The sequence below is a fragment of the Phycisphaerales bacterium AB-hyl4 genome (assembly GCA_041821185.1).
In the GTDB taxonomy this organism is placed as follows: domain Bacteria; phylum Planctomycetota; class Phycisphaerae; order Phycisphaerales; family Phycisphaeraceae; genus Natronomicrosphaera; species Natronomicrosphaera hydrolytica.
The window spans coordinates 289703-315006 of sequence record JBGUBD010000003.1 but is presented as its reverse complement, the minus strand read 5'-3'; the positions used below and the strand labels follow the sequence as shown (position 1 = coordinate 315006).

Here is a 25304-nt window from a genome sequence, read left to right as displayed (position 1 = left end):
GTAACCCGATTCGGGACTGACTTCAAGGGGGTTATTGCGTTATGATGGGCCTTGCGCCTCGCCGATGTCGGCAGGCAGAAAAACCCGCCAGCCGATCCCATCAAGGCAAGTGCCCAGATGGACGATCAAAGGGCTAACAGGCGGTGCGTAACCGTATTTATCTATTCGGCGACCTCCCCATGAGCCTCGTCGTGTCATCATTCAGGTATTTTGAGATTCCCCATGGCCAATAGTAAGAGTGGCGGACGATCAGGCGGCGGCAACGATAAGCAGACCCCTCAGGACACCGGCCCGAAGGCCAGCGGTTCGGAGGGGGGCGGCGGTTTCAAGGGCCGACGCATCACCACCTGCTCGTTCTGCGGCAAGACCTCGCGCGAAGTGGGCCCGATGGTCGAAGGCCCCAGCGATGTCTACATCTGTGCGAACTGCACCGATCTTTGCCAGAATATTTTTCGCCAGGAACGTCGACGTGTGAACGCCGGGCGGCCGGTGTTCGGGTCGATCCCCACGCCGCGGCAGCTCAAGGAGTTCCTCGACGCGTACGTGATCGGGCAGTTGAACGCGAAACGGTCGCTGTCGGTCGCGGTGCACAATCACTACAAGCGACTCAGCGCGACCGAAAAGGACAGCACCGTCGAGCTGGACAAATCCAATGTTCTGCTCATCGGCCCCACCGGCTCGGGTAAGACGTTGCTCGCCCGCACGCTCGCCCGCACGCTGAACGTGCCGTTCGCCATCGGCGACGCCACGACGCTCACCGAGGCCGGCTACGTGGGTGAAGACGTTGAGAACCTGCTGCTGAAGCTGCTCCAGGCCGCCGACTACGACCTCGAGCAGGCCCAGCGCGGCATCATCTACATCGACGAAATCGACAAGATCGGCAAGACCAGCCAGAACGTCAGCATCACCCGCGACGTGTCCGGCGAAGGTGTGCAGCAGGCGCTGTTGAAGATGCTTGAAGGCACGGTCGCGAACGTGCCCCCGCAGGGCGGCCGAAAGCATCCGGAGCAGCAGTACATCCAGGTGGACACGAGCAACATCCTGTTTATCTGTGCGGGTACGTTCGTGGGGCTTGAGGACATCGTCCGCAAGCGCCTCGGCCGAAAGGCGATCGGCTTCGCCCACGAGCAGGACGAAGACCCGGCGCAGCGGAACGCGTCGGTGATCTCGCAGGTCACGCCGGAGGACCTGACCGAGTACGGCATGATCCCCGAGCTGATCGGCCGACTGCCCGTGGCGACCGCTCTCGAGCCGTTGACGGTCGACTCGCTGGTGCAGATCCTCACCGAGCCGAAGAACGCGATCGTTCGGCAGTTTCAGCACTTTTTCTCGATGGAAGGCGCGGAGTTGGAATTTACCGACGCCGCTCTTCGCAAGCTTGCGAAGCAGGCCATCGGCCGCGAAACGGGCGCTCGTGCGCTCCGCAGCGTGATGGAAGAGCTGATGCTGGAGCTGATGTACGACCTGCCGGACCTGGACAACGCCGGCGCCCGATACGTCATCGACGCCGAGGCGGTGGACAAGGGCAAGTCGCTGGCCGAGCTGCGTGAGAAGAAGAAAGAGTCGGCGTAAACCCGATTCCAGCCTTGAAACCGCCTTGCCGCCATCGTTTGCCACGCCGCGAAGCGGCGGAGGTGGCCTGTGTGCTGCAATACAGCCGAGCCTGGGACCGTTAATCTTCAGGTCGTCCCCGGGTGGGGCTTCAATCGCGAGGCTTTCGTGCCTATAGTGGTATGCGTGCCGCTGTGGGTGGAGGCCCGGCGGTGGTGGATGGGGAGACGCTCACGCGCGTCGGCAGCCTTGCAGTGCAGGCTGGCCGGCAGAGGAGGGCCTGTCCCCGCTTTCTTTTTGTTGATCCACGGGATATGGCAACCATGATGCAACACACCTGGCGGACCCAAGGCACCCGGCTGGCGATGACCTTTGCGCTATGCCTCGTCACGGCGGTGGTGGCCCCCGGGCCGGTGCTGGCCAACGGTGCGAATACGGACGTGAGCAAGCTGTCCGATCTGGCCGAGGCGGGTCAGTTCAGCACGCTGCTCGATCGGTTGCAGACCGACTTTGCGGGGCTTGAGCACAACCAGCTCCAGAGCCTTATCGCCGATCTCGAACGCCACCGCGAGCATGAAGGTGTTCGCGTCAGCGAACGGCGGGAGGCGTTTGAAGACGCTTTCGCCCGCGCGAAAGACGCCTTCGCCGAGGGTGCAACAGAAGACGCCCTGATCGCCGCGATCGAAGCGCACGGCCTGGCAGACGACGCAGACGACTATCTCGCCCGCGATGAGGTGCGGGAGATCGTCGAGCATGCCGAACGGATGGCGCGTGCCGCGGAAGAGGAAGGCGACTGGGTCGAGGCGATGAGCGTCTATCGCCTGCTTGACCTGCTCTACGATGACCGGGCCACGTACCGCGATCCGCTCCGAATGGCCCGCAAGCATGTGCGCGTGCTTCAGGTGTATGCCCCGGACAAGCTGCGGGCTCAACATGAAGCTCGCTTGGAACGACGACGCGCTTCCCGCGAAGAGGCGGATCAGGACGGCGATGCGGATGAATTGCTTGAAGACGAAGCGGATCAGCTTCCGGACCTTGAGTCGGAATCGTGGGAAGATCGGCTGAAGGAAGTGGACGCGTCGATCCTGCAAACCACGCTACACCAGGCTTCCCGCCGTCACGTCAACAGTGAGGGCTACGTTCCGCTGATGATCGGTGCGGTGGATGCGCTGCTCGTGCTGATTAACACGGACGATCTGGCTGACACGTTCGCCGCGTTGAACGATGAGCAGAAGCGGGACCAGTTTCGTCGGGATCTCGAACGGCTTAGCGCCAGTCTGAAAGAGCCGAATAAGAAACTGAACTTCCTTGATGTCGACAGCATGATCGACCGGATCATGGTGATGAACGACCGGTCGTTGGAACTGCCCCGCTCGGTGCTGATTTATGAGATGACTGAGGGCGCGACTCAAACGCTGGACGAGTTTTCGTCGGTCGTTTGGCCGGAGGAGACTGAGCGTTTCAGCCGAAGCCTGCATGGCCGGTTTTACGGGGTTGGTATTCAGCTTTCGCGTCGCGACGGTCGGCTGGTGGTGGTCAGCCCGCTGGCGAACACCCCTGCGCAGCGGGCCGGCGTGAAGGCGGGCGATGTGATTGCCCAGGTGGATGGACGGGACGCGTCGCGATGGGATCTGGACCGAGCGGTGCGTGAGATCAGCGGCCCGGAGAATACGGAAGTGAAGCTCAGCCTCGAACGCGCAGGCGAGGCGGATCTGATCGAGCTGTCGATTCGACGAGCGGAGATCATCATCGAGTCGATCCGCGGTTGGCAGCATCAGGCCGACGGGTCTTGGGATTATCTCATCGATCCCGATAGCCGTATCGGTTACCTGCGACTGTCGCAGTTCATCCCGCAGACCGCGGACGATATGGACGCCGCGATCGCACAGATGGAGGCGGAAGGCCCGTTGAACGGATTGATTCTGGACATGCGTTTCAATCCCGGCGGGCTGCTGAACTCGGCGATCGACATTGCCGACCGCTTCGTGTCCAACGGCACGATTGTTTCGACAGTGAACGCGGACGGCCGACGCACGAGCGAAAGCCGAGCGAGGCGGCATGTGACCAGCATCAGCGACAGCATACCCGTGGTGGTGCTGATCAATCAGGGTTCGGCGAGCGCATCGGAGATTGTCGCCGGCGTGTTGCAGGACTACGGCCGGGCGACCATCGTCGGCACGCGCAGCTTCGGGAAAGGCTCGGTGCAGGACCCGTTCCGGCTGAATCGCGGCGAGGCCGTGCTCAAACTCACCACCCAGTATTACCAGTTGCCCAAGGGGCGAATCATCGACCGCCAGCCCGACGCGAAGACTTGGGGCATCGAGCCGGACCTGATCGTGTCGATGACCGATAGCCAGGTCAGCGAGTCGCTGGAGTTTCGACAGAAGGTCGACGTGCTGCGTGATGAAGAAGTCGAGGTGGCTAACGGGGAAGAGATACCGGCGGTGGCGTCGGAGATCCTCGCACGCGGGCTCGACCCGCAACTCGAAGCGGCGCTGCTCGTGCTCAAGACCCGACTGGTGAGCAAGGATATCGCGATCGCGCAGAAGGCCCAGCGGAATTGACCGAGAAGTAGGGCGGTCACTGCCCGAGCCGTATTTTGCGCGGCACGCTACAATACCGGTCTATGCCCGGTAACACCTTCGGCCAAATGTTCCGCATCACGACCGCTGGCGAAAGCCACGGCCCTGGTAATGTCGTCATCGTCGATGGCGTGCCGCCGGGGTTACCGTTATCGGTAGACGATCTGAAGCCCGACCTTGCCCGCAGGCGGCCGGGGCAGAGCAAGATCGTCACGCAACGCAACGAGGCCGACGAGCCGGAGATTCTCGCCGGCGTGTTCGAAGGCAAGACGACGGGCACGTCGATCGCCATTCTCATTCGCAACGCCGACCAGCGATCACGCGATTACGCTGACATCAAAGACAAGTACCGCCCCGGTCATGCGGACTATACATTCGATGCGAAGTATGGCTTTCGCGACTACCGAGGCGGCGGCCGCAGCAGCGCCCGCGAGACGACCGCTCGCGTGGCGGCGGGCGCGATCGCCAAGAAGTTGCTCGGCACCGTCGGCGTCAAAATCGTCGGCTATGTCAAACAGGTCGGCGAGCTGGTCGCGGACGTGCCCGAGCCCGCAGCGATCACGTTGGAGCAGGTGGAGTCGAACATTGTCCGCTGTCCCGATGCGAATGTGGCGGAGCGGATGATCGAGCTGATCGAGCGGTTGCGCAGCGAGCGTGACTCGATCGGCGGCGTGGCGGAACTGGTCGCCACGGGCGTGCCGGCCGGCTGGGGTGAGCCGGTCTTCGACAAGCTCAAAGCTGATCTGGGCAAGGCGATGTTCAGTCTGCCGGCGGTGCTCGGCGTTGAGTACGGCGCGGGCTTTGACGTTGCAACGCTGCGCGGCAGCGAGAACAACGACATCTTCGTGCCCGGTAACGGTGAGGTTCAAAGCCCAAATATTAAAACGAAGACGAACCGCCACGGCGGGATGCTCGGCGGGATCAGTTCCGGCATGCCGATCGTGCTGCGCTGTGCGATCAAGCCCACGAGCAGCCTGCCGCAGGATCAGCCGACGGTGACCCGGCAGGGTGAAGTGACGACCATTGCGACCAAGGGGCGACACGACCCCTGCCTGCTGCCGCGTTTCGTGCCGATGGGCGAAGCGATGGTGGCGATGGTGTTGGCCGACCACATGCTGCGGCAGCGTGCGATGTTGCCGGTGTGAGTGAGTTGGTGCGAGTTGTGTTGTGGCCGATGGGCGAGCAGGCAATCGCATTTGATGCCGTAAGGCTGTCGCCATGTAGGGCAGGGCTTGCCCTGCCATGGTTTCGTCCAAGCAGCGGCAGGGCAAGCCCTGCCCTACGAATTCAGTGCGTGAAGTGCTGATGTCTCGACAGAGGTGTTGAGGCCATGTCGCAGACGGGAGAGCAGGGTGAGCCGTCAATCGCGAAAAATCGCAGCATCAAGTGAAGTGGCCGCATTCCCCGAAGCGCCGGGGGGCACGTCGTCATCGGTGTTGACGATGCAGCCGACGCGTCGGCTGCTTGATGCCGCGGCGCAGGCGAACTTGTTCGAGTCCGGCCGACCTGTGCACGTCGCGCGAGCGCCGGGTCGCCTGGATGTGATGGGGGGCATTGCCGACTACAGCGGAGCGGTGGTGTGCGAACTGCCGTTGGCGGTGGCAGCGGCGACGGCGGTGCAGTTGCGCTATGACGACCAGGTGGTTTGCCGCAGCGCGCAGGCGCAGCGCGAAGTGCGGCTACCGGTAGAGCGATTGCTCGACCCTGATCCGTTGGCGGTTCGTCGAGCGTGCGACGACGCCGACGGATGGGCGCGCTACCCGCTTGGCTGTGTGTGGTGGCTGCTCCAGCAACAGGCCCGGACCCAAGACCGGGCGATCGGGCAGTTGCGGCATGGCGTCACACTTGCGATCGACAGCGATGTACCTTTGGGCGGCGGGGTTGCGAGCAGCGCTGCCATCGAGGTGGCGAGCATGACCGCGATGCTGTCGGTGCTCGGCGCGACGTTGACGCCGATGGACCTTGCAGCAGGGTGTCAGGCGGTGGAGAACCATGTGGTTGGTGCGCCGTGCGGCATCATGGATCAGGCGACCGCTGTGCTCGGCCAGGCCGACGCGTTGTTCGTACTGCTTTGTCAGCCGGACGAATCGGGACGTCCGGCGCGGGTGATCGACACGGCGTTGCCCGTGCCGACGGGCTATACCTTTGTCGGCGTGCACAGCGGCGTGACGCATGACGTCAAGGGCGATTCGTATGTCGACACGCGCGTCGCCGCGTTCATCGCACAGAAGCTGCTCAGTCAACTCGATCCGGATGAAGACCATACACGCGGTTACCTGGCCAACGTTGATCCGGAGCGCTTCATCAGCACATGGCGGGCGGAGTTGCCCGAAACGATGCTCGGCGAGGTGTTCCTTAAGCGACACGGGGCAACGAACGACACAGTCACAGCGGTGTCGCCGGAGAAAATGTATCACGTGCGAGCGGCGGCAACGCATCATGTGCTGGAGGCGGAGCGAGGGCGGCAGTTCATCGACCTGGTGCGGCGATGCGGCGGCGAGCAGCCGACCTATGATCAGGCTGTAACGTCGAGACACGTGAACGCGGCATCGCCTGGCATCGTTGGACTGTTGAAGCAATGGCTAAGTGGTGCAACGTCGGCAGCAACATCGTCGGCGAGTGAGCAGCCATGTGATACCGAGACGTTGATGACCCGGGCAGGTGAACTGATGTATGCCAGTCACGCGAGCTATGGTGAATACGCTCGGCTTGGGCATTCGATGACCGATCGTCTTGTAGAGATGGCGCGGGCGATCGGCCCGGCTGGCGGCGTATACGGCGCGAGAATTACCGGCGCTGGCGATGGGGGCACGGCGGTGATGCTCGTGCGCGAGACGGATGACGTGCTCGCGAAGATCGACGAACTGCGACAGCAGTACACACGCGAAACGAATCAACCCACATCGCTGTTTCGCGGCAGCGGACCGGGAGCCGTGGCGACAGGGACGGCGCGGGTGTGACCGTGCGTACGCCATGTTTAGCCCTCGCGGCCACGCGGAGGCGTTTCCGGGGCCGCCGTAGGCGGCGGGGCTAAACGCTACATTTGAGCTGACTCCGCTCTATCGCTGTGCATGGCGCGGGCTGGTCGCAGCGGGGGGATGTGCGAGTTGTTCGTGCACGCGCTTTCGACCCATCGCCATCTGTTTCCAATGCGGATGAAGGTCGATCAAGGTGCGTTCGTGCATGGCTTGATCGATTGACAAGCAGGTGATGGCGGAGGTCACGGCGTCTTCCATGTCGGTCGCGGGTGGGGTTTGCTCGAGCATACAGTTGGCGAGTTCTTCGCCGAGCACGACATCGCTTACGGCGTGGCCGCCGTTCGTTCCCGTACCATGCTGCTCAACGGTGTGGCCGAGGCCGTGGCGACGCAGTTCGATCGAACCCGTGAGCACGTTGGCCCGCAGACTGCCCTTCGTGCCGCAGATGTAGGTGCGTCGCTCAGCAAGGTCGCTGTGGATGTTGGTGTGGAACGTAGCACGGACGTTATTCTCGAACTCGATGATGGCGACCTGATGGTCAACGATATCATGGTTGCCGCTGAATGGATTGGCAGGGTTATGTAGCGGTCGGCTGAGATAGACCGACGCCTGCTCGTCATTCGTGCCCATGTGCTCGAGGAAAGGCTCGTTTTCCGGACGAAAGACCGTGTTGCCGCCAAACGATGCGACGCGGCGTGCACGGCTTTGCACGATCCAGTTGAGCACATCAATATCGTGACAGCATTTCTCCAACATGTGACCACCACTGTCCATGGTCGAGCGACGCCAGTCGGCCATGATGAAGCCACCATGATCGAGTGGCAACGTTTCGTTGGCTTCAATACTGACGATCTCACCGATTGCACCATTGCGGATAAGATCCACAACACGGCGGTAGTGGGGCGAATAACGCAGGGTGAAGCCGATGACAAACATTGCACTCGTCCGCTGCTGGGCGGTGTAGATATTCAGACAATCGTCGATCGTCGTGGCTATCGGCTTTTCAGCGAACACATGGCAGCCTGTTCCAAGTGCAGCCAGAATGTGGTCGTGATGCTGAATGTTCCACGAGCCGACGAACACCCATTGCACGTTCGGGTCCTGAACGAGTTGATGGTAGTCGTCGTAGACGGTGAGTTCGTCGGCGAACGCTTCGCGAAGCGCCTCGACGCTGTCCGGCCGTGGATCACAGCCGGCGACGACGCGCAACTCGGGATGACCTTGGAGGGTGTGGCGAAGCACGGTGCGAATCCGGGCACCACATCCGATTACACCGATACCTATATGACGGGGCACTGCGATTTCTCCGGTTACGTCGATAGTTCACTGAAGATTTTGGTTCGCCGTGGCGCGAACGACAGAGATTGACGCCACGGTTCGTTCGGCGAACGACTGGGGTTCTGGTAATCGATTTCAAACAGGTCCATGATCTGTCGAAAGTCATCCGTGTTCGGCCGAAGGCCGGCGAAACGCTCGGAGCCGGGTCCGTAGGCCGAGCAGATCACATGGTCCGCGGTGTGGGTGTGCCCGGTGAAGTGAATGCCGGTGTGATTGCCCACGATCTGTCCAAGCACGCCGCCTGGGTGTGTCATTTGTTGATTGATCGCTTCCGGACGCTCACCGGTCGCGATCGTGTTCGCGAGGCTTTGTGCATGCTCGGTGGACACGTCCATATCGATATACGTTTTGACAACGTCCGCAACGAGATCGGCGTCGGGATCGCCTTCGCCTGCCTCATCGTGGATGCGCTGCACAATGGTGTTGAATGAGCCGGTCACATTGGCGAGTCGAGCGAAGTGCTCGTTGCTGTCGATGTAGCCCGAGCCCCAACCGTTCAGGGCGGGGTTCGCCGTGCCATGGTCTGAAGTGATGATGACGAGTGTGTCGTCGCGCTGGCGGGCAAAGTTCAGTGCGACACCGATCGCATCGTCGAAAGCGAGCTGATCCCAGAACATTGCGCCGGCGTCGTTCCCGTGGGCCGCATGATCAACGCGTCCGCCCTCGATCTGAACAAGGAAGCCGTCGGCATGTGCGTTGAGAATCTGGATGGCCTTGGCTGTCATTTCCGCGAGCGTGGGGATATTGGCGATGTCTTCAGCGGATTGCGCCTGGTCGAGTGTGTAGGGGAGGAAGTTGTCGGCGAAAAGGCCGAGTACACGTTTCGGCCGTTCGTCGCTGAGGAGTTGGTCGCGGTGACTCCAGAAGCTGTAGCCGCTTTGTTTGTAATTGTTCAGCAGATCGCGTTTGTCTTCGCGCTGTTTGGGATCGAACTGTGCGAGGCCGCCGCCGAGGAGCACGTCGACCACGTCACGGTACTGCGGAGCGATCTCGTCCTCATGCGTGCGTCGGGTTTCGATGGCGGCGAAGCCGGCGGGCGTGGCGTGGGTAACCCGCGTCGTTGTAACGAGGCCAACTTTTCGACCGCTCTGCTTCACGAGTTCTACGATAGGTGTGAGTTTCGTGCCATCGGGCAGCATGTTGACTGCTCCGTTGGCCACGTGTGAACCAGAGCCCCATGCGGAGGCCGCCGCGGCAGAGTCGGTGACCAGCGAGTTGAGGGAGAACGTCTGTTCGAGGCCATGCACAGCCTCGATATCCGTCATGAGCGCGGTCCAATGGGATTGCTGATCGCTGCCGCGAACGATTCGGGCAAAGCTGTCAGTGAGGGTGGGCACGCTCATACTCATGCCATCGCTGACCATGAAGATGATGTTGCGCGGTCGTCGACGTCGGCGCGAGCTCGCGGCATGCACCGTGTTGTGATTGATTCCGATGGTCGCGCTACCGCAAAACGCTGCTGTTGTGGCAGTAGCGAGCTTCAATGCTTCGCGACGAGATAGCTGGGAGGCCGCCATATCCAGAACCTTTCACCGCTTAAAGATCGGTCAGCTTGTTCGTGGCGGCAACAACCCTGAAACGCGTCGACCACCTGGTGCACAACGTCCTGCCGAACACTCCATATATTAACGAATCGTTAATTAAGTTCAATAGAAATCCCGAATCAACCCCAGCGGGCTGCGTCGGATCGAAAATGCTTGAATCGCCCACAGTTTACTGACGACCAGTCAGAAATTAATCCCGCCGAACCCCTAATTTTATGTGGCCATAAGAGATTTTATATAAGTAATTTACGAAGCACCCTTGTCTCCGGAGGAAAAATTTCACTTTGGTAAAGTCTTGAGTTACATCCCCGCCATGCTATATTGCCAATTGAAGGCGATCTATCATTTATTTCATGTTCTGTTAGTAAATGACTGTTTTTCTCGCCGGCCTGCTTGGTTGCTTTTGGATTCGACGTAAGGCGAAGGTTCTGAAGGTGTGAAGTACAAGTCTGACGTCTCTCTTCGCTGCTTAACAAATCATGTCCAGGCGTCGCGTCGTCGTCTGAAACTCGGAGTTGAGTGAGGGCCTGTGGTTTCTAACGAAGAGGAAAGGATTGGAACATGCCAAGCGTAAGGCAAAGCGGAACCGATGAACGTCGTGTCGAGGGGGTGTCCGTGAGGCGATCCTCATGGTTGGCCGTACTGGGCGGACTGGTGCTGGCAGGCGGAGGCGTCCCAGCCGTCGCACAGAACATTGAAGAGCAAGCAACGCTTGCTGCAGAGGACCCGGCGGGGCCGGACTGGTTCGGTTTCAGCACGGGGCTGTGGGGTGACTCGGCCATCGTTGGCGCGTTTCGTTACCCCAACGTCGCTGGTAACCCCGATGCCGTGGCGGGGGCGGCGTATGTCTTCGGCCGTGATGCAAATGGCGTATGGTCGCAGGCCGGGGAATTGACCGCTTCTGATATGACCGGTGGCAACGAGTTCGGTGGGTCGGTGGATATATATGGCAACACCGCCATCGTCGGGGCTCTGCGAGCCGACGGTGCGGCTGGCGGGCAGTCCGGCCAGGCGTACATCTTTCAAAACAACGGCGGGATATGGAGTGAAACGCAGATCCTCGCCCCTGCGAACGTGGCTCAGGGCGACCAGTTCGGCAGTTCCGTTGCAATCCAAGGTGACCGTGCGGTGATTGGCGCTCGTTTGACCAACGCCGGCGACGAGACGAATTCCGGTGCTGCGTATGTTTACGAATATGATGAAGTGAGCAGCCAGTGGGTTGAGCAGGCCATGCTCGCTCCGGCCGAGCATGCCGCCAACTCGTGGCTGGGCATGAAGAGTGCGCTGGATGGCGACGTCGCCCTGGTAGGCACAAACCGGTGGGGCGGGTCGGGTAGCAACGGTAAGGTTTTCGCCTTCCATTACGAGGATGGTGATTGGACGGAAGCGGGCGAACTTGCTCCGAATAACCCGCAAGCCAACGAATCGTTCGGCCACGACATGGCGATCAGCGGCGACACGGCCGTCGTCGGAGCGTTCCGTCATGGCACGGAGGATGACGGCGACTTTGAGCGCGGTTCGGTCTACGTGTTTGATCGCGACGGGAACGAGTGGTCAGAAACCGCACAACTGTTCGCCTCTGACTGGGAGGTGGGAGGCCACTTCGCATACTCCGTTGATATCCACGGCGACATCATCAGCGTCGGCGCGAAACGCACGGACGCCGCCGGCACGAATTCGGGTGCGATTTATCTGTTCCAGCGCGACTCGGCAGGAGACTGGAATGAACTTGCCAAGGTCGTGCCTGACGACCTGGTCGCAAATGATCGGTTGGGGACCGCGATTTCTGTGCATGGCGACACGGTGTTGACGGGCGCTTTCCGTGCCGAGAAGGCTTACGTGCACCTTGTTCCCGAGCCGACTTCGCTCGCGCTGCTCTCATTGGGCGCGTTTGGCGTCATGATGCGACGGCGGACGACGGCGTAGTGGGTAGAATTGTTTCTTGCGTTGGCTGGCCTGACCGCCGGCCAACGCCTTCACGCGGCCGGAGCCGGGCAGACGTTGCGTTGCGTGCCATGGCGTAGCTGGCGAGTGGTCGGGCGATGGTGTTTGTTCATGCGAATTTTGCAGGCATGTCGATACGGGCTCGGTGTTTTAGCGGTTTTGATCACCGTGTGGGCGTTCGTCCACGTGGGCGTACGCACTGCACGGGACTGGGGGCTGACCGAACCGGCGGGCACGGTTGTGCTCACCGTGCTTCACTACAGCGGTTCGGAAGAAGCTGAGGTGTTGCGTCGACTGCTGGACCGTTTTGAGGCGGAGCATCCGCACATTCGCATCCGGCCAATCAGTGCGCCGGACTATTACACGAAACTCCAGACGATGTTCGCCGGCGATGCTCCGCCGGACGTGTTCTACCTGAACTACAACTACCTTCCGCAATTCGCTGAGCACGAGTTGCTGCTGCCGATTGATGATTTTGTCGAGCGTGAACGCAATCGGCCGGGTGGGGAATGGGTCGATGATTTCTATCCGCAGTTGCTCGATGCGTTTCGCTATGACGGCCATCAGATCGGTACGGGGCCGTTGTTTGGCCTGCCAAAGGACTTTTCGACGACGGTGATGTATGTCAACCTCGATTTGTTCGAGCGTGCCGGCCTGCCTGTGCCGTACGACGGATGGACGTGGGACGAATACGAACAGGCGATGCAGCAGATCGCAGAACTGTCCACGCCTGGCGATCGGATCTACGGCGGCGTGCTCGTCACAGCGGGCTTGCTGCGAAACATCGTGTGGAGCTATGGCGGCGAATTTTTCGGTACGGACGACGAAGGTCGCATCGACTTCCACGACCTGCGGCTGCATGAGCCTGGGGTTCAAAGTGCGTTGGAGATGGTTCGCCGAACGCGATTCGAGCAGCGGAGCGTGTTCAATGCGACGGGGGTGGCGCAGGATGGCGGGGAGTTGTTTTACTCCGGTCGCGTAGGAGCAATCGGCCCGCTCGGCCGATGGATGACGCCGCGATATCGTGCGATTAGTAGTTTCGATTGGGACGTCGTGCCGATGCCCCATGAGACATCGGAGGCGTCCATTATTTTCACCGTGGCGTGGGTGGCCGCGGCGCAGACGGAACATCCTGAAGAAGCGTTTGAGTTCATTCGTTATCTCAGCGGCCCGGAAGGGCAGGCGTTGAACGCGGAGTTGGGGTTGGCGATTCCGGCGTTGCAATCGCTGGCGGAGAGCGATGCGTTTCTGGATGACGGGCAGCAGCCGAGCAATACGGCTGCGTTTCTGGACGCGCTGTCGCACGGTCGGCTGATGCAGAATCCGCCGCAGCGTCAGTTCGAGCAAATTCTCGAAAGCCGAATGAGTGAATCGCTTCAACTCGGACGGACAACGCCCGCACAGGCAGCGGCAGCGGTGGCGGAGCGGTGGGATCGCGAACTCGCATCGCCCTTGCGTCAGCGCGATCACCCGTTGATGCCTTGGACCACGCTGGGTTGGGTGTTTGGCGTCGCGGGCGTGGTTGGGGCGGTGCTGGTCGTGGGTTATCTGTATCGCACGCGGCCGACCTCGATCGCGTGGCGTGAAGAGCGGGCGGGCTACATGTTCGTCATGCCCTGGATCGCAGGATTCGTACTGCTGACTGTGGGGCCGGTGCTCGTTGCAGCGATGTTGTCGTTCACGCAGTGGAGCGCGCTTGCGCCGCTGGAGACGGCGCGCTTTGTGGGGCTGGACAATTTTCGACACATGGTTGGGTTTGATGGCACGTTTGTCACGTCGGTGTGGGTGACGCTGTACTTCACGTTTCTGGTCGTTCCCGTAGGCCAGGTGCTTGCGCTGGCGGTGGCGTTGTTGATGCACCAGAACGTACCGGGGATAGCGGTGTTTCGAACGATTTATTTCGTGCCGTCGGTTGTGACAGGTGTGGCGTTGGCGACGCTGTGGTTGTGGATATTCAATACGGAATATGGGCTGCTTAACAACCTGCTATCACCCGCGCTGGGAGTGGTCGGCTTGCGACCGCCGGACTGGTTCGGGGTGGACGCGGAGGTGTGGGCCGTGCCCGCGTTCGTGCTGATGAGCCTCTGGGGGGTCGGCGGTGCGATGATTATCTACCTTGCGGGACTGAAGAGCATTCCGATGTCGCTGTATGAGGCGGCGCGGGTGGATGGCGCGTCGCCGATTCGGCAGTTCTTTGCGGTGACGCTGCCGATGCTTTCGCCGCTGATCTTTTTCAACCTGGTGATGGGGTTGATCGGCTCGTTCCAGGTGTTTACGCATGCGTACGTGATGACCGGCGGCGGGCCTGGGGATGCGACACGTTTTTACGTGCTCAACCTATATCAGCAAGCGTTTGAACTGCACAACATGGGGTATGCCAGTGCACTGGCGTGGGTGCTGTTTATTTTCCTTGGGGGGTTGACGATGGCGTTGTTTTACTGGTCTCGGCGGTGGGTCTATTACGAAAGCATGCGTTAGCCGACGTGGCCGCGTTGTAACGTGAAAAGACAATGAACAGCACGACACAGACACCTCCGCATCCGCCTGGACAGACGGGGCCGACCGCCGCGCCGCCGAGCGCCGTGGTCGGTCTGGGGCCTGCGCCGCCGTCGCGTCCATCGCCTGAACGAAATCGATGGAAATTGTCGAGTAAAGGGCGGCACCGGCTGCTGGTTTACAGCCTGCTGGTGATGGGCAGTCTGCTGATGCTCGCACCGTTCTTCTGGATGGTCAGCAACAGTCTGAAGACTGAAGCGGAGGCGATGCAGGCGCCGCCTGCACTGCTTCCTGAGCAGCCGCGTTGGGAGAACTACCCCAGCGCGATGCGGAAGATGAATTTCGCCAACGCGGCGGCGAACACGATCGTCGTGACGTTCTGCTGCATTGTCGGGCAGGTGATTTCGTCGAGCCTGGTAGGGTTCGGCTTTGCGCGGTTTCGTTTTCGCGGCAGGGGGCCGCTATTTGCGGTCATGATGGCAACGATGCTTCTGCCGCCGCAGGTGACCATGATTCCGCTGTTCCTGCTGTTTCGAATGGCGGGGTTGATTGACACGTTGCTGCCGTTGATTATCCCGGCGATGCTGGGGCAACCGTTTTTCATTTTCATGTTCCGTCAGTTCTTTGCGCAGATTCCCGAGGGCCTGCTCGAAGCGGCGCGGATCGATGGTGCGTCGCATTGGACGATCTATTGGCGGATCATGCTGCCGCTGTCGCAGCCGGTGATCGCCATCGTGGCGATTTACACGTTCATGCAGACATGGAACGACTTCCTCAGCCCATTGATCTACCTCAACTCGCCTGAGAAGGAGACGCTTGCGCTCGCGCTGAATAGCTTCAACAGCGAATACGGCGTGCGCAATGCGAACGAATTGATGGCGGCGAGTTTTCTGACCATGCTGCCATGTTTGGCAATTTTCTTCGCAGCGCAGCGCTATTTCGTTCAGAGCGTTACCGGGACGGGATTGAAGGAATGACGGAAAGATTTGTTGTCAAGAATACGTTAATACGGCCACACACGAACTCGCCGCGAGTTTAAATCCATCATTATCAGGTTCCGAAACGACGATATCATCGACAGTAAACCATTAACCAACAAGTCTATACGTCGTTACCGCGGGTTCGCGGCCATGAGTAAGAGGTCGCCCTCCAAATAATTCACGTCCAGTGAAAAATTAGTCGTTTTTCTCTTGATCCAATCTGCGGCGTGCGGTAATTTGAAAGGAAGTTGTAGCGTGCTCTGTTTCAGGTGCGAGTTCGAATGCCTGGATCTTCAACAAAATCCGCCGAACAGCCTTTCGACGCATGGTGTCACCAACGGCAAGATCAATGAACAAGTGCCTACATCAGGATGGATATGGCCGGGGAAGGCGTCATCTTTCTGACTACGTTCGCCTATTGTGGCGGATCGGACCTCTGGCGAAATGGAATATCACAATGACACGAGAAACGAATGCAACGATCGCTCGAACAAGCCATGCGGGCTTCACGCTCATCGAGCTTTTAGTCGTCATTAGCATTATTGCTCTTCTTATATCAATTTTGCTGCCGGCATTGGGGGCGGCTCGCGGTACGGCTCGTGCGGTTCAGTGCATGAGTACCGTTCGACAAATTGGCATCGCGAACGCGATCTACGCGACCGACCATGATGGTTACCAGATTCCCGTACGCTCACCCAATAACACGAATCCAAACTGGCGATCCGGGGTCGGTTACACTTATTACACGTACTTTAACATTCCCTCGGTACGCGAATCGCTTGGAATGTCCTCTCCGCCGAGCGGCTGGGAAAGCGAAGTTGGTGCGTGGCAGCGTAACTGGACATTGCATTGCCCTGATGCCCACGCTGCGATTCAGTTGAACAACGCGATCAACTTCATGTACGCCATGAATAGCGATTCGCTCCCCGGTGTGGGATGGAACGGGTGGCGTATTCACCACGAAGGTGAAATCAGGAGTCCTTCACGTCGTTTGCAATTGACTGAGGCGAACGAGTTTTTCACAGTCTATAGCGCCGTTCATGTCAACCCGGTTGATGGGTGGGACGTCTACGGTGACCAGACGCGTTCCCAGGCGGGGGGGGCGCTGTACCAGCGATACCCGCACCAGCGTGGCGCAAACATTCTGTTCTTCGACGGTCATGCAGAACGGCAGTCCGGCGAAGAGATATGGGGCGACGGCGACAATTACGCTCTTTACGATGTGCGCGGATTGCAGGATTGATGCGGTGATATTCTGACGATGGTAATCATTTGATCAAGGTGAGACATCCATGGTATTGACACAGCGATTCACAACGGCGGGCCTTATGCTTTGCTTGATGCTTCTCGGGACTGGACCGGTTGTGGCGGACCAGGATCACGATGATTCGGAACAGGTGGTGCTCACCATCCTCCACGTCTGCGATCTGCATGGGCGAATCTATTTCCCGGACGAACCGCAGGGACTAGCAAAGCTTGGCACGCTCGTACACGAGGTGCGGGAACAGATGCCGTACACGTTGCTGACCGATGGCGGTGATGTGATCAACGGCTCGCCGGAGCAGTACATGTTCGGCGGACTGCCTATTGCGGACGCGATGAATGCGCTGGAGTTCGATATCACCGTATTAGGCAATCATGAATTCGACTTCGGGCAGGAAACGCTGAAACGGTTTATAGACCAACTTGAATTCCCCATGCTCGGCACGAACTTCGTCGACGAAGAAACCGGCGAAGCGTGGTACGACATGGAAGACGTGGTCTGGTTTGAGCGGGGCGGTGTGAAGATCGCGGCGTTTGGGCTCAATACGCATTTCACTGCGGTCTATCAGTATCCACGCACGCTTGAGGGCATTGAGATTCTCGAACATGTCGAGACGGCTCGGAAGATGGTGGAGAAGCTGCGCGACGAGGCGGACGTGGTACTGCTGGTCAGTCACATGGGGCATCGGTTTGATCAGGAGATCGCGGAGGCGGTGTCCGGGATCGATGCGATTCTGGGAGGGCATACGCATCGGACGATTCAGGAGCCCTGGTATGTGAATGACACGTTGATTCTGCATCCCGGGCCGCATGCGTTTCATCTTGGCCGAGTGGACATGCTGGTGAAGCCGGGTGAGGGTGTCGTGTCGATCAACGGTCGAGACGAGCAGTGGTGGGGCCATGGCGGTGTGGACAAGCCGACGGGCTGGGAGGATTACAGCTTTCCCGACCATCAGTTGATTGCCGTAACGGAAGACACCGCGGACGACCCGGCGGTTGTGGCGGCGTATGAGACTTACGTTGAACGGGCCCGGCCGACGCTGGACGAAGCGTTGACGACGGCGACATCGCCAATCACTGGCGAAGGTGCGCCGGATCGGGAGACGCCGCTTGGCAACCTGCTGGCGGACGCGGTACGGGCGTGGGCGGATGCGGATGTGGGGCTGTTCCATTCGACGCAGTTCCGGGCGGCGGGGCTGGAGGCTGGGCCGGTGCTGACGCGCGATCTGTATCGGATCATGGGTGCTTATACCCGGCAGCATATGATCGTCGTACGAACGCCTGGGCGAAACCTGCGGACGATGGTGGAGCAGGCATTCGATGGCGAGTCGTTTCCGCTGCATCTGTCGGGCATGGAGGTGCATGATGACGACATACGCGTGGGAGGCACGGCGTTGGACGATGGGCAGATGTATACCGTTGTCGCGGCGGCACACGTGATCCAGGATTACGTCCTGGACAAGGAAGGTGTCGAAATTGTCGATGATGATCCAGAGAATCCGGTGGTACGTGATGCGGCGATCGAGTTTCTTCGCGGCCACGCACCGTTGACGGGCGAGCTGCAGCCGCGCGTGCAGATGGAAGCGTACCTTTCGTCGGCCGACTGATGGGTCGGAGGGGGATGGATCACCCCTTTGCACGAGGTTGCAGACGGGTTGATGGTGTTATGATGAAGGTATGTCAACAGGAGATCCCATGGCGACGTTGCCCGGCCCGCTTGAAAGCCGATTGTTGCGTTTATTGTATTGCGACGGTCCGCTGAGCCGATGGGAGCTGCACGAGCAGGTCGGCGTTCGGCCGAGCACGGTGAGCGCGACGGTGTCGGCGTTGATCGACCGCGGGATGCTGAAGCAGAACGAGTCGAAGCCGGCGTACGGCCGAGGTCGGCCGCCTGTGCCGGTCGAGATCAACGATTCTGGATGGGGCGTGCTCGGGCTGGCGATCGAGCCCGGAAGGGTGAGTGTGGGGTATCTGACGCCCTACGGCCGAGTGCTCGGGCGAACGCTGTCGCGCAAGGTCAGTCGATCGGAAGCGGTGGTGACCGACGCGAAGGATCTTCTTGAACGTGCCATGACCGACCAGGTCAGCGCGGTGGGCGTGAGCCTGCCTGGGCTGATGGATCCGGTGCAACATAAGCTGGTGCTCAGTGCGGCGGCGCCGGGGCAGTTGATGGTCGACCTGGACCCGATCTACCAGGCGGCGAACGGGTGTCCGGTGATTCTGGAAAATGACATGCACGCGATCGCGGCGCAGCGGTTGCTCACCGGTTCGTCATCGGCAGAGGAAGACTCGCTGCTGGTGAGCGTGCGCGATGGCGCGATCGGCGCAGCGATGCTTGTGGATGGCAAGCCGAACCGCGGCTGTGTGACGGGTGGCAATGAACTGGGCCATATGCGCTTCGACGTGAAGACCGACCGCTGCCACTGTCGGCGGGAGGGTTGCCTGGCGTGCATTTTCAGCACGCGCTTCATGCGATCGCGCGATGAAAAAGACGCGGCGGCCGACAGCACGCTTACCGATCGGCTTGCGACATTTGACGGGCATGACCCGACTGTGGCCATGATTCTCGATTACCTCGCGATGGCGTTGGGGAATGCGATCAACCTGATTCGGCCGAGCCGTGTGATTCTGATCGGTGAGATGTTGCAGCCGCGCTTGGCGCAGAGTTACCTGGCGCAGCGCGTGCGCAGGGAGATGCTGCCGGGCCTGGTTGGTCGTGTGCATCTGGATATTTCGTCCAGCCCGGCACCGAGCCCGGTGGAGGCGGCAGGGTGGCTGGCGTTGGCAGCGACGTATTACGAGGAATGGCGGCAGAATATCTACCTGCCGCCCGAAGCACAGCCGGCGAAGCGGACGTAGAGCGTTGATGGTGGGTTGCATTTGTATCCATGCCTTTCACCCGGTTTCGCCGAGCGTCCAGGCGAGGGCGTTTTCCCAGAAGCGCGGATACTGCTCCCAGAACACGAAGTTGCAGCCCCAGTGCGGCGCTGGGTCGGAGGTGTAGGCGAGCACGCGGCCGCGATCGACCTTGCCGACGGCGAGCATGATGTCGCCGGTTTCGCGCCAGCGGGCGATGATGTCGCAACCTTCGCGCGGCTGGACGCGGTTGTAGCCGAGGATCGGCGGCAGCGTTGCGAGGTCGATGCCCTTGAGGATCGGGTGGTCGGGTTGCTCGGCGACGGCGGTGAAGCCTTCCGTGCTTTCGACGAGGTCTTCGTGTTCGAGGCAGGTGACGGGCAGAACTTCGTGCAGTCGTGTACGGCCCCAGCCGCCTTTGCCCATTTCACCGTTGAAGCTCAGCCAACCGCCGAGGAACATCATGCCCTTGCCGCGGCGGATGGCTTCGGTGGTGAGGCGAACGCGATCGGGAAAGGTGAGCACCTGCTTGCCGAAGCGTTCACGCTGGAAGAAGGAAGGATCAAGCTGGAAGTTCTTGGCTTCAACGTCGGAAAAGATGATCACGTCATGCGATTCAAGTACATCTTCGTATCCGCCGGGTGGAAGGCGGTAGAAGTCCCATGTGGGGACACTGGCGACGTCGTGCTGGTCGGCGTTAGCGAGGGCGTCTTTGAGCCACTGGCCGTAGTTGATCAGATCCGTGCCTTTCCACGCGTAGTTGAAAGGTGTCTCCGCATAGATCGGGCCCATCTGGATGGCCCAGTCGCCGATGTAGTAGACCTTTGCCAACGGTGTTACTCCTTTGTGCCCGCGAAGGCGCTGTGGGCTGGTTGTAGAAACGTCTGATGAATTTCGCGCACGACAGCCAGCGGATCGCCGACCGGATCGGCAGGAGGGGTGTGGTTTTGCTGCAGCCAGGCGTTGTCCCACTCGGCGAGTTGCTCGGCGAGCCGGGCGAGGTCGAGTGGCTGGTTGGCGTCACACGCGCGGCGGGCGGCGTCGATGTATCGCTTCCATCGCTCGGCATAGAACGGCTGAAACAGCCCGGCCCATGGCTTGCACGCGTAGTCGGTGAGGATCGGCCCGCCCCATGTCGTCACCTGCTGCCGGGCGTTGTGCGCCAGTGCGTCGCGCTCGGCGGATGTGTCGCCCCATTGCTGAGCCGAGGCGATCCATCGGCCAAGCAGCAGCGTCGGCTGCGTGGCGGCCAGTCGCTCGGCCGCGGCGATCAACGCGAGCACCGCTTCGCCTTGCTGCTGTACACCGGCGGCGTCGCTTGCCGACAGTCGGTCGCGCAGTCGGGCCACCTGCTCGTCGCCGACGCGCATCAAGGCGCGCAGCGTGATGCGAACCAGGTCGTGCCGATAAAGTGCTTCGTCGCCCACCGCCGGCGCGGCAGCGAGCAGATGCGACACGGCGGCGATCAGATCGGCCGGGTCGTACCAATCATCAAGCGGTCGCGCACCGACCAGGTCCGGCCGAGTGCAGAGGGCGGGGTAAGGCGTGGTCTCCAGCGATCGCGGCGCGGCGTAAACCGTCTTGCGAAGCAGTTGCCACGCGGCGACGGCGTCGGAGTGTGGCTGGCCGTAGCGGCGATGAGCCCAGTTGGTCAGCCACTGCGAGAGATCGGTTGGCTCGGCCTCCCACGTGCCGTCCATGAAAAGGTCGGCGATGACGGCGTTTTCCTCGATCGCTTCCCAGACGATGCCCATGCCGGCAAGCTCGCCGCGGACGGGGTCTTGCTTTGCATCGTGGAAGCGTTGAACGAGGCTGTCCATGCGGCCGTAGGCGATGCTGCCGCCCCGGCCGCCGAAGTTGTCCACCGCGCACCAGAGCCATCGCTTGCCGTGAAACGCGTCGAACGTTCGCCACAACTCGGTGACGTCGCAGTACAGGTCCAGCAGCAGCAGGTGATCGCGCGGGATGCCGGCGAGAAAGCCTTGCACCTGTTCCGGGCCCCAGTGTTCTTTCATGTAAGAGAACGGCCAGGTCTGGAGCACCCACTGAGCATCCGCGTCCACCTCGGTCATGCTTTGCAACATGCCCCGAGCAAGCTCGCTCAATGCAGTGGGGTCGGAAGTGGTTGGGGCGGTTTCGATGAACGGGTCAGCAGCGTAAAGGTGATCCGTGCCGAACTGATTGACGAGGTTGGCAAGGAATGTTCGCTGAATGTCGTGAAACATGGGGTCGGCGGCGTCAAGAAACCAAGTGCCCTCGAAGCCGGCCCAGGGTTGCAATTGTGTGATGTTCGCATCGGCGCGGATGTGGCGGAGCGCTTCGGGGACGTGGCCGGCAAAGGCGGGGAGCACGGGGGTCATGCCATAGTCGCGCATGCGCGTGAGGATCTTCGTTGCCAGTTTCGCTTGCCGATCGATCCACCGCCTGGGCAAGGGGCCAGCGTGCGTGTCGATGCAGCCCATCCGGTGAAACGGCAGATAGCCGGGCCCGGTCCAGTAGCGAGCCAGGTCTGTTTCGCTCACGCCGAACGCTCGCCACGTTTCCTGCCAGACGCTTTCCTGCCCCACGGCCATCAGCGGCGCGTTGATACCCTGCAACGCCATCCAATCGATCTCACGCTCCCATCGCGGCCAGTCCCACCACGCGGTCGAGTAGGCAAACGTGACCTGGTTGAGATAATGGCGGTAGGGCAGCGCCGTTTCGCCTCGCCGCACGCCCGGCCGAGGCGTGCGCGGCGGCAGGGTCAGCCGATCGCCTTCCCATGTCAGGCAGGCGTCGGCCGATTCACGCAGATAATCGAAGAGCCCGCGGGCCTGGTCCACACCCGTTCGGCCGCGGATGACGATATCGTTTGCCGCCGGCTCCCATTCGAACGCATGGGCACCGACCTCGGTCGACGATTCGAATCGCACGTTCGCGGCATAATCACCCAGCAGGCGCCGCGTCAGGGCGAGCAGCGACAGGGGGGCATCGGCGGTCGGGTTGGGTTGGCTCATGGCAGAGAAGACGCTTGCGAGCAGTCGCGGGTTCAATGAAAGTGGTGTCTATTGTGATGCGAACCGTAGCCGACGGGAATAGCAGTTTGTCACGAACAGTGCGCAATTTGAGTCATGAGGATGATGCGGTTGACCCGATGCCGGCCGTGGGCGCATCGCCCGTGCGACAGGTGTTGCTGTGTCGTGAGATGACACGCACGGAGGCGGGCGAACAGACGGTGGCGTCGAGCCTGCCGGGGCATCTTTTGCAATTAACGCTCGTCGGCTCGGCGGTGCACGACGTTGCAGGCAGGCGATACACGCTGGGGCCGGGCGATCTGATCTGGTTTCACGAGGATGAATCGGTACATGTCGAGGTGGTGTCGGCGCCGTGGACGTTTTTGACGTTGAACGTCATCGCGCCTTCACTCGCGCCGCCAGCGTTCGAGCGGCGCGTGCGGCGGACATCGCGGTCGCTACGTGAGCAGTTCCGCGCGGTGCACACGGCTTGGCAGGATCGCTCGCTCGGCGAAGCGCAGCGATCACTGCGCGTGCACGGCCGCGTGCTGTCATTGCTCGCCGAGCTTGCCGAACCTGCCGAACTGGTGACGGCAGAGGCGGATGACGCCGCGTGGTGGTGGGAAATCGAAACGCGCTGTCGGAAGGACCTTTCGCAGCCGATGAGTCTGTCGGTGATGCAGGCGATGACGCGGCGCAGCCGAGCGACCATCACCCGCGCCTGTCGTCGTGCGACTGGCCTGCCGCCGATGCGACGGATTCGGCAGATCCGCATGAGCATGGCGCGCGGCCTGCTGCGGCATTCGACGTTGCAGGTCACACAGATTGCCGATCGGCTGGGGTATCCGCGGATCAACGAGTTTTCACGGGACTACCGCAAGCACTTTGGCTGCTCGCCGCGTCACGAGCGGGAGCGGGCTGAGCAAAACGCTGCCGAAACCCGCGCGGCGGCATCGCCTTGAGTCGACGAAACACGCGGTTGAAGTTCGCAAGATTGCCAAACCCCACCTCGAAGCAGATGCGCGACACCGGCCAGTCGGTTTCGATCAGCAGGCGACAGGCCTGGCCGACGCGCAGTTCGTGTACGTACTCGACAAACCCGCGGCCGGTCACGCGTCGGAAGAATCGACTGAACGCGGCCGGCGTCATGCCCACCCGCGCCGCGACGTCCGCCTGTTGCAGCGGCTGGTCGACGTGATTGAGGATGTGTTCGAGCATGCGCTGGGCGCGGGCGTCGTGCGATCGCGAATGTTGAAGATAGCCATCGCTTACAAGTTGGCGGGCTTTGTCATCGTCCGCCAGTCGTTGCAGGATGGCGAGCAACTCAAGCAACTGGTCCGTGGCTGGCAGATCGACCAGCGCCTCGATGCGCGGACGCAACGCAGCCACCCGCTCAGGGTCGAACACCACGCCCGACCGCGCCGCTTGAAGCAGCGACGACACCGCGCGAAATTCCGGGCAGTGATCAATGAAACTGACCACCCAGTCGTCATCGAACGTGATGACCACCGCTTCATGCACCGCATCCGGTCCGGCCGGCGCGGAGGACGCCCAGGTGTGCGGCAGGTGCGGGCCAAGCAGGACCAGTTCGCCCGGCTGATACTCTTCAATCGCATCGCCGACGAATCGCCGACCGTGGCTTTCGCCGATCCACGTCAGCTCATATTCGCGGTGGTGATGCCAGTCGAAATCGAAGCGGCTATCGACCCGGCGAAAACAGTAGAGCGTCTGCTCGGGCGACCGCGGCAGAAGCGTAAGCGTCGGCTGCATGACGGAAATTGTACATGATTAATCCACGAATACATAAAAATGATCAAAATCGTATGAGTATCGGGGCAATTGTGGCGTGGCGGCGGATCGTGCATCAACAGAAGATGACTCGCGTTGTCAGGAAACCAACCCGCCGCCAGCACCAGGAGCACTTACCATGGCCAGTTCATCGCAACCAACCGCCCCAGCCGGCCTCGATCTGATCGACCAGCCTTACAGCGTCACGCCGGAGCAGCTCAAGCAGTTCCGCGAAGACGGCTTCATCAAGCTCAAGGACGTGTTCGACCAAGCCGTGCTCAACCACTACGGCGACGTAATCACCCGACTCACGCTCGATCACAACCCCAACAAAGACACGCCGCTGGAGAAACGCAGCACCTACGGCAAGGCGTTCATCCAGGTCGGCCACCTCTGGCATAAAGATGCGGACGCGAAGGCGTTCACCTTCAGTCAGCGCATCGCCCGCATCGCAGCCGAACTGCTGGGCACGCGCGGCGTTCGGCTGTACCACGACCAGTCGCTCTACAAAGAGCCCGGGGGTGGATTCACGCCATGGCATGTCGATCAACAGTATTGGCCGATGGCGTCCGCCCGCAGCGTCACCGCGTGGATTCCGCTTCAGCCGGTGCCCACCGAGATGGGTCCGCTGTGTTTCGGCAAGGGCAGCCACCTGAAAAACATCGGCCGAGACCTCGCCATCAGCGACGAAAGCGAACAGCGCATCCGCGACGCCATCCGTCAGGAAGGGCTCATCGAGGTTTATGAGCCTTATGACCTCGGCGAGGTGAGTTTTCACTATGGCTGGACATTGCACCGCGCCGGGCCGAACACAACGGAACAGCCGCGCAAGGTGCACACCGTGATCTACATGGACCAGGACATGCTGCTCGCCGAGCCGAAGAACGACAACCAGCGGGGTAACTGGCAGGCGCTTACCTCCGACGTCAAAGTCGGCGAGGTGATGGCTGGCAAGAACCATCCCGTGATCTGGAGCCTTGATGACGCGTGA

General features: G+C 61.0%; 17 protein-coding genes. 12 read left to right on the top strand and 5 right to left on the bottom strand.

Going from position 1 to position 25304, the window contains the following annotated elements:
* Positions 1 to 222: 222 nt before the first annotated feature.
* From clpX to ACERK3_05905, 4 genes are all read left to right on the top strand, one after another.
* Positions 223 to 1572, top strand: a complete 1350-nt coding sequence (clpX, locus tag ACERK3_05920) for an ATP-dependent Clp protease ATP-binding subunit ClpX (GenBank protein ID MFA9477830.1) — start codon at positions 223 to 225, stop codon at positions 1570 to 1572.
* 302 nt (positions 1573 to 1874) lie between these two features.
* A complete protein-coding gene (locus tag ACERK3_05915) occupies positions 1875 to 4115 on the top strand; it encodes a S41 family peptidase (protein ID MFA9477829.1) in 2241 nt (746 codons plus the stop codon).
* A gap of 62 nt (positions 4116 to 4177) precedes the next feature.
* Complete coding sequence (gene aroC, locus ACERK3_05910; GenBank protein MFA9477828.1) at positions 4178 to 5278, top strand: chorismate synthase; 1101 nt, start codon at positions 4178 to 4180, stop codon at positions 5276 to 5278.
* 246 nt (positions 5279 to 5524) lie between these two features.
* On the top strand, positions 5525 to 7093 hold the full coding sequence (locus ACERK3_05905) for a galactokinase (protein MFA9477827.1): 1569 nt from the start codon (positions 5525 to 5527) through the stop codon (positions 7091 to 7093).
* Between the two features lie 99 nt (positions 7094 to 7192).
* On the opposite strand, the gene ACERK3_05900 is transcribed toward ACERK3_05905, so the two are convergent.
* On the bottom strand, positions 7193 to 8407 hold the full coding sequence (locus ACERK3_05900) for a Gfo/Idh/MocA family protein (protein ID MFA9477826.1): 1215 nt from the start codon (positions 8405 to 8407) through the stop codon (positions 7193 to 7195).
* 14 nt (positions 8408 to 8421) lie between these two features.
* A complete protein-coding gene (locus ACERK3_05895; protein MFA9477825.1) occupies positions 8422 to 9966 on the bottom strand; it encodes an alkaline phosphatase in 1545 nt (514 codons plus the stop codon).
* A gap of 642 nt (positions 9967 to 10608) precedes the next feature.
* Here ACERK3_05895 and ACERK3_05890 point away from each other — a divergent pair.
* From ACERK3_05890 to ACERK3_05865, 6 genes are all read left to right on the top strand, one after another.
* Positions 10609 to 11919, top strand: coding sequence for a PEP-CTERM sorting domain-containing protein (locus ACERK3_05890; GenBank protein ID MFA9477824.1), 1311 nt, complete (start codon positions 10609 to 10611; stop codon positions 11917 to 11919).
* 129 nt (positions 11920 to 12048) lie between these two features.
* Positions 12049 to 14415: an extracellular solute-binding protein gene (locus ACERK3_05885; protein ID MFA9477823.1), complete on the top strand. Its 2367-nt coding sequence runs from the start codon at positions 12049 to 12051 to the stop codon at positions 14413 to 14415.
* Positions 14416 to 14447: 32 nt separating this feature from the next.
* Positions 14448 to 15410, top strand: coding sequence for a carbohydrate ABC transporter permease (locus ACERK3_05880; protein MFA9477822.1), 963 nt, complete (start codon positions 14448 to 14450; stop codon positions 15408 to 15410).
* A gap of 460 nt (positions 15411 to 15870) precedes the next feature.
* Positions 15871 to 16656: a prepilin-type N-terminal cleavage/methylation domain-containing protein gene (locus tag ACERK3_05875; GenBank protein ID MFA9477821.1), complete on the top strand. Its 786-nt coding sequence runs from the start codon at positions 15871 to 15873 to the stop codon at positions 16654 to 16656.
* Positions 16657 to 16753: 97 nt separating this feature from the next.
* A complete protein-coding gene (locus ACERK3_05870) occupies positions 16754 to 18283 on the top strand; it encodes a bifunctional UDP-sugar hydrolase/5'-nucleotidase (GenBank protein ID MFA9477820.1) in 1530 nt (509 codons plus the stop codon).
* Between the two features lie 88 nt (positions 18284 to 18371).
* Complete coding sequence (locus tag ACERK3_05865) at positions 18372 to 19535, top strand: ROK family protein (GenBank protein MFA9477819.1); 1164 nt, start codon at positions 18372 to 18374, stop codon at positions 19533 to 19535.
* A gap of 36 nt (positions 19536 to 19571) precedes the next feature.
* Here ACERK3_05865 and ACERK3_05860 read toward each other — a convergent pair whose 3' ends face one another.
* Together ACERK3_05860 and ACERK3_05855 are read right to left on the bottom strand one after the other, a co-directional pair.
* Entirely contained in the window at positions 19572 to 20363 is a 792-nt protein-coding gene (locus tag ACERK3_05860; protein MFA9477818.1) for a glutamine amidotransferase, read from the bottom strand.
* A 5-nt stretch (positions 20364 to 20368) separates the two neighbouring features.
* Positions 20369 to 22528, bottom strand: a complete 2160-nt coding sequence (locus ACERK3_05855; GenBank protein ID MFA9477817.1) for an alpha-N-acetylglucosaminidase — start codon at positions 22526 to 22528, stop codon at positions 20369 to 20371.
* Between the two features lie 86 nt (positions 22529 to 22614).
* Between ACERK3_05855 and ACERK3_05850 the strand changes: the two genes are divergently transcribed.
* Positions 22615 to 23487, top strand: coding sequence for an AraC family transcriptional regulator (locus ACERK3_05850; GenBank protein MFA9477816.1), 873 nt, complete (start codon positions 22615 to 22617; stop codon positions 23485 to 23487).
* Here ACERK3_05850 and ACERK3_05845 read toward each other — a convergent pair.
* Positions 23378 to 24295: a helix-turn-helix domain-containing protein gene (locus ACERK3_05845; protein MFA9477815.1), complete on the bottom strand. Its 918-nt coding sequence runs from the start codon at positions 24293 to 24295 to the stop codon at positions 23378 to 23380. The two genes, ACERK3_05850 and ACERK3_05845, sit on opposite strands and share 110 nt — an antisense overlap.
* Before the next feature lie 157 nt (positions 24296 to 24452).
* On the opposite strand from ACERK3_05845, the gene ACERK3_05840 reads away from it, so the two are divergent.
* Complete coding sequence (locus tag ACERK3_05840; protein MFA9477814.1) at positions 24453 to 25304, top strand: phytanoyl-CoA dioxygenase family protein; 852 nt, start codon at positions 24453 to 24455, stop codon at positions 25302 to 25304.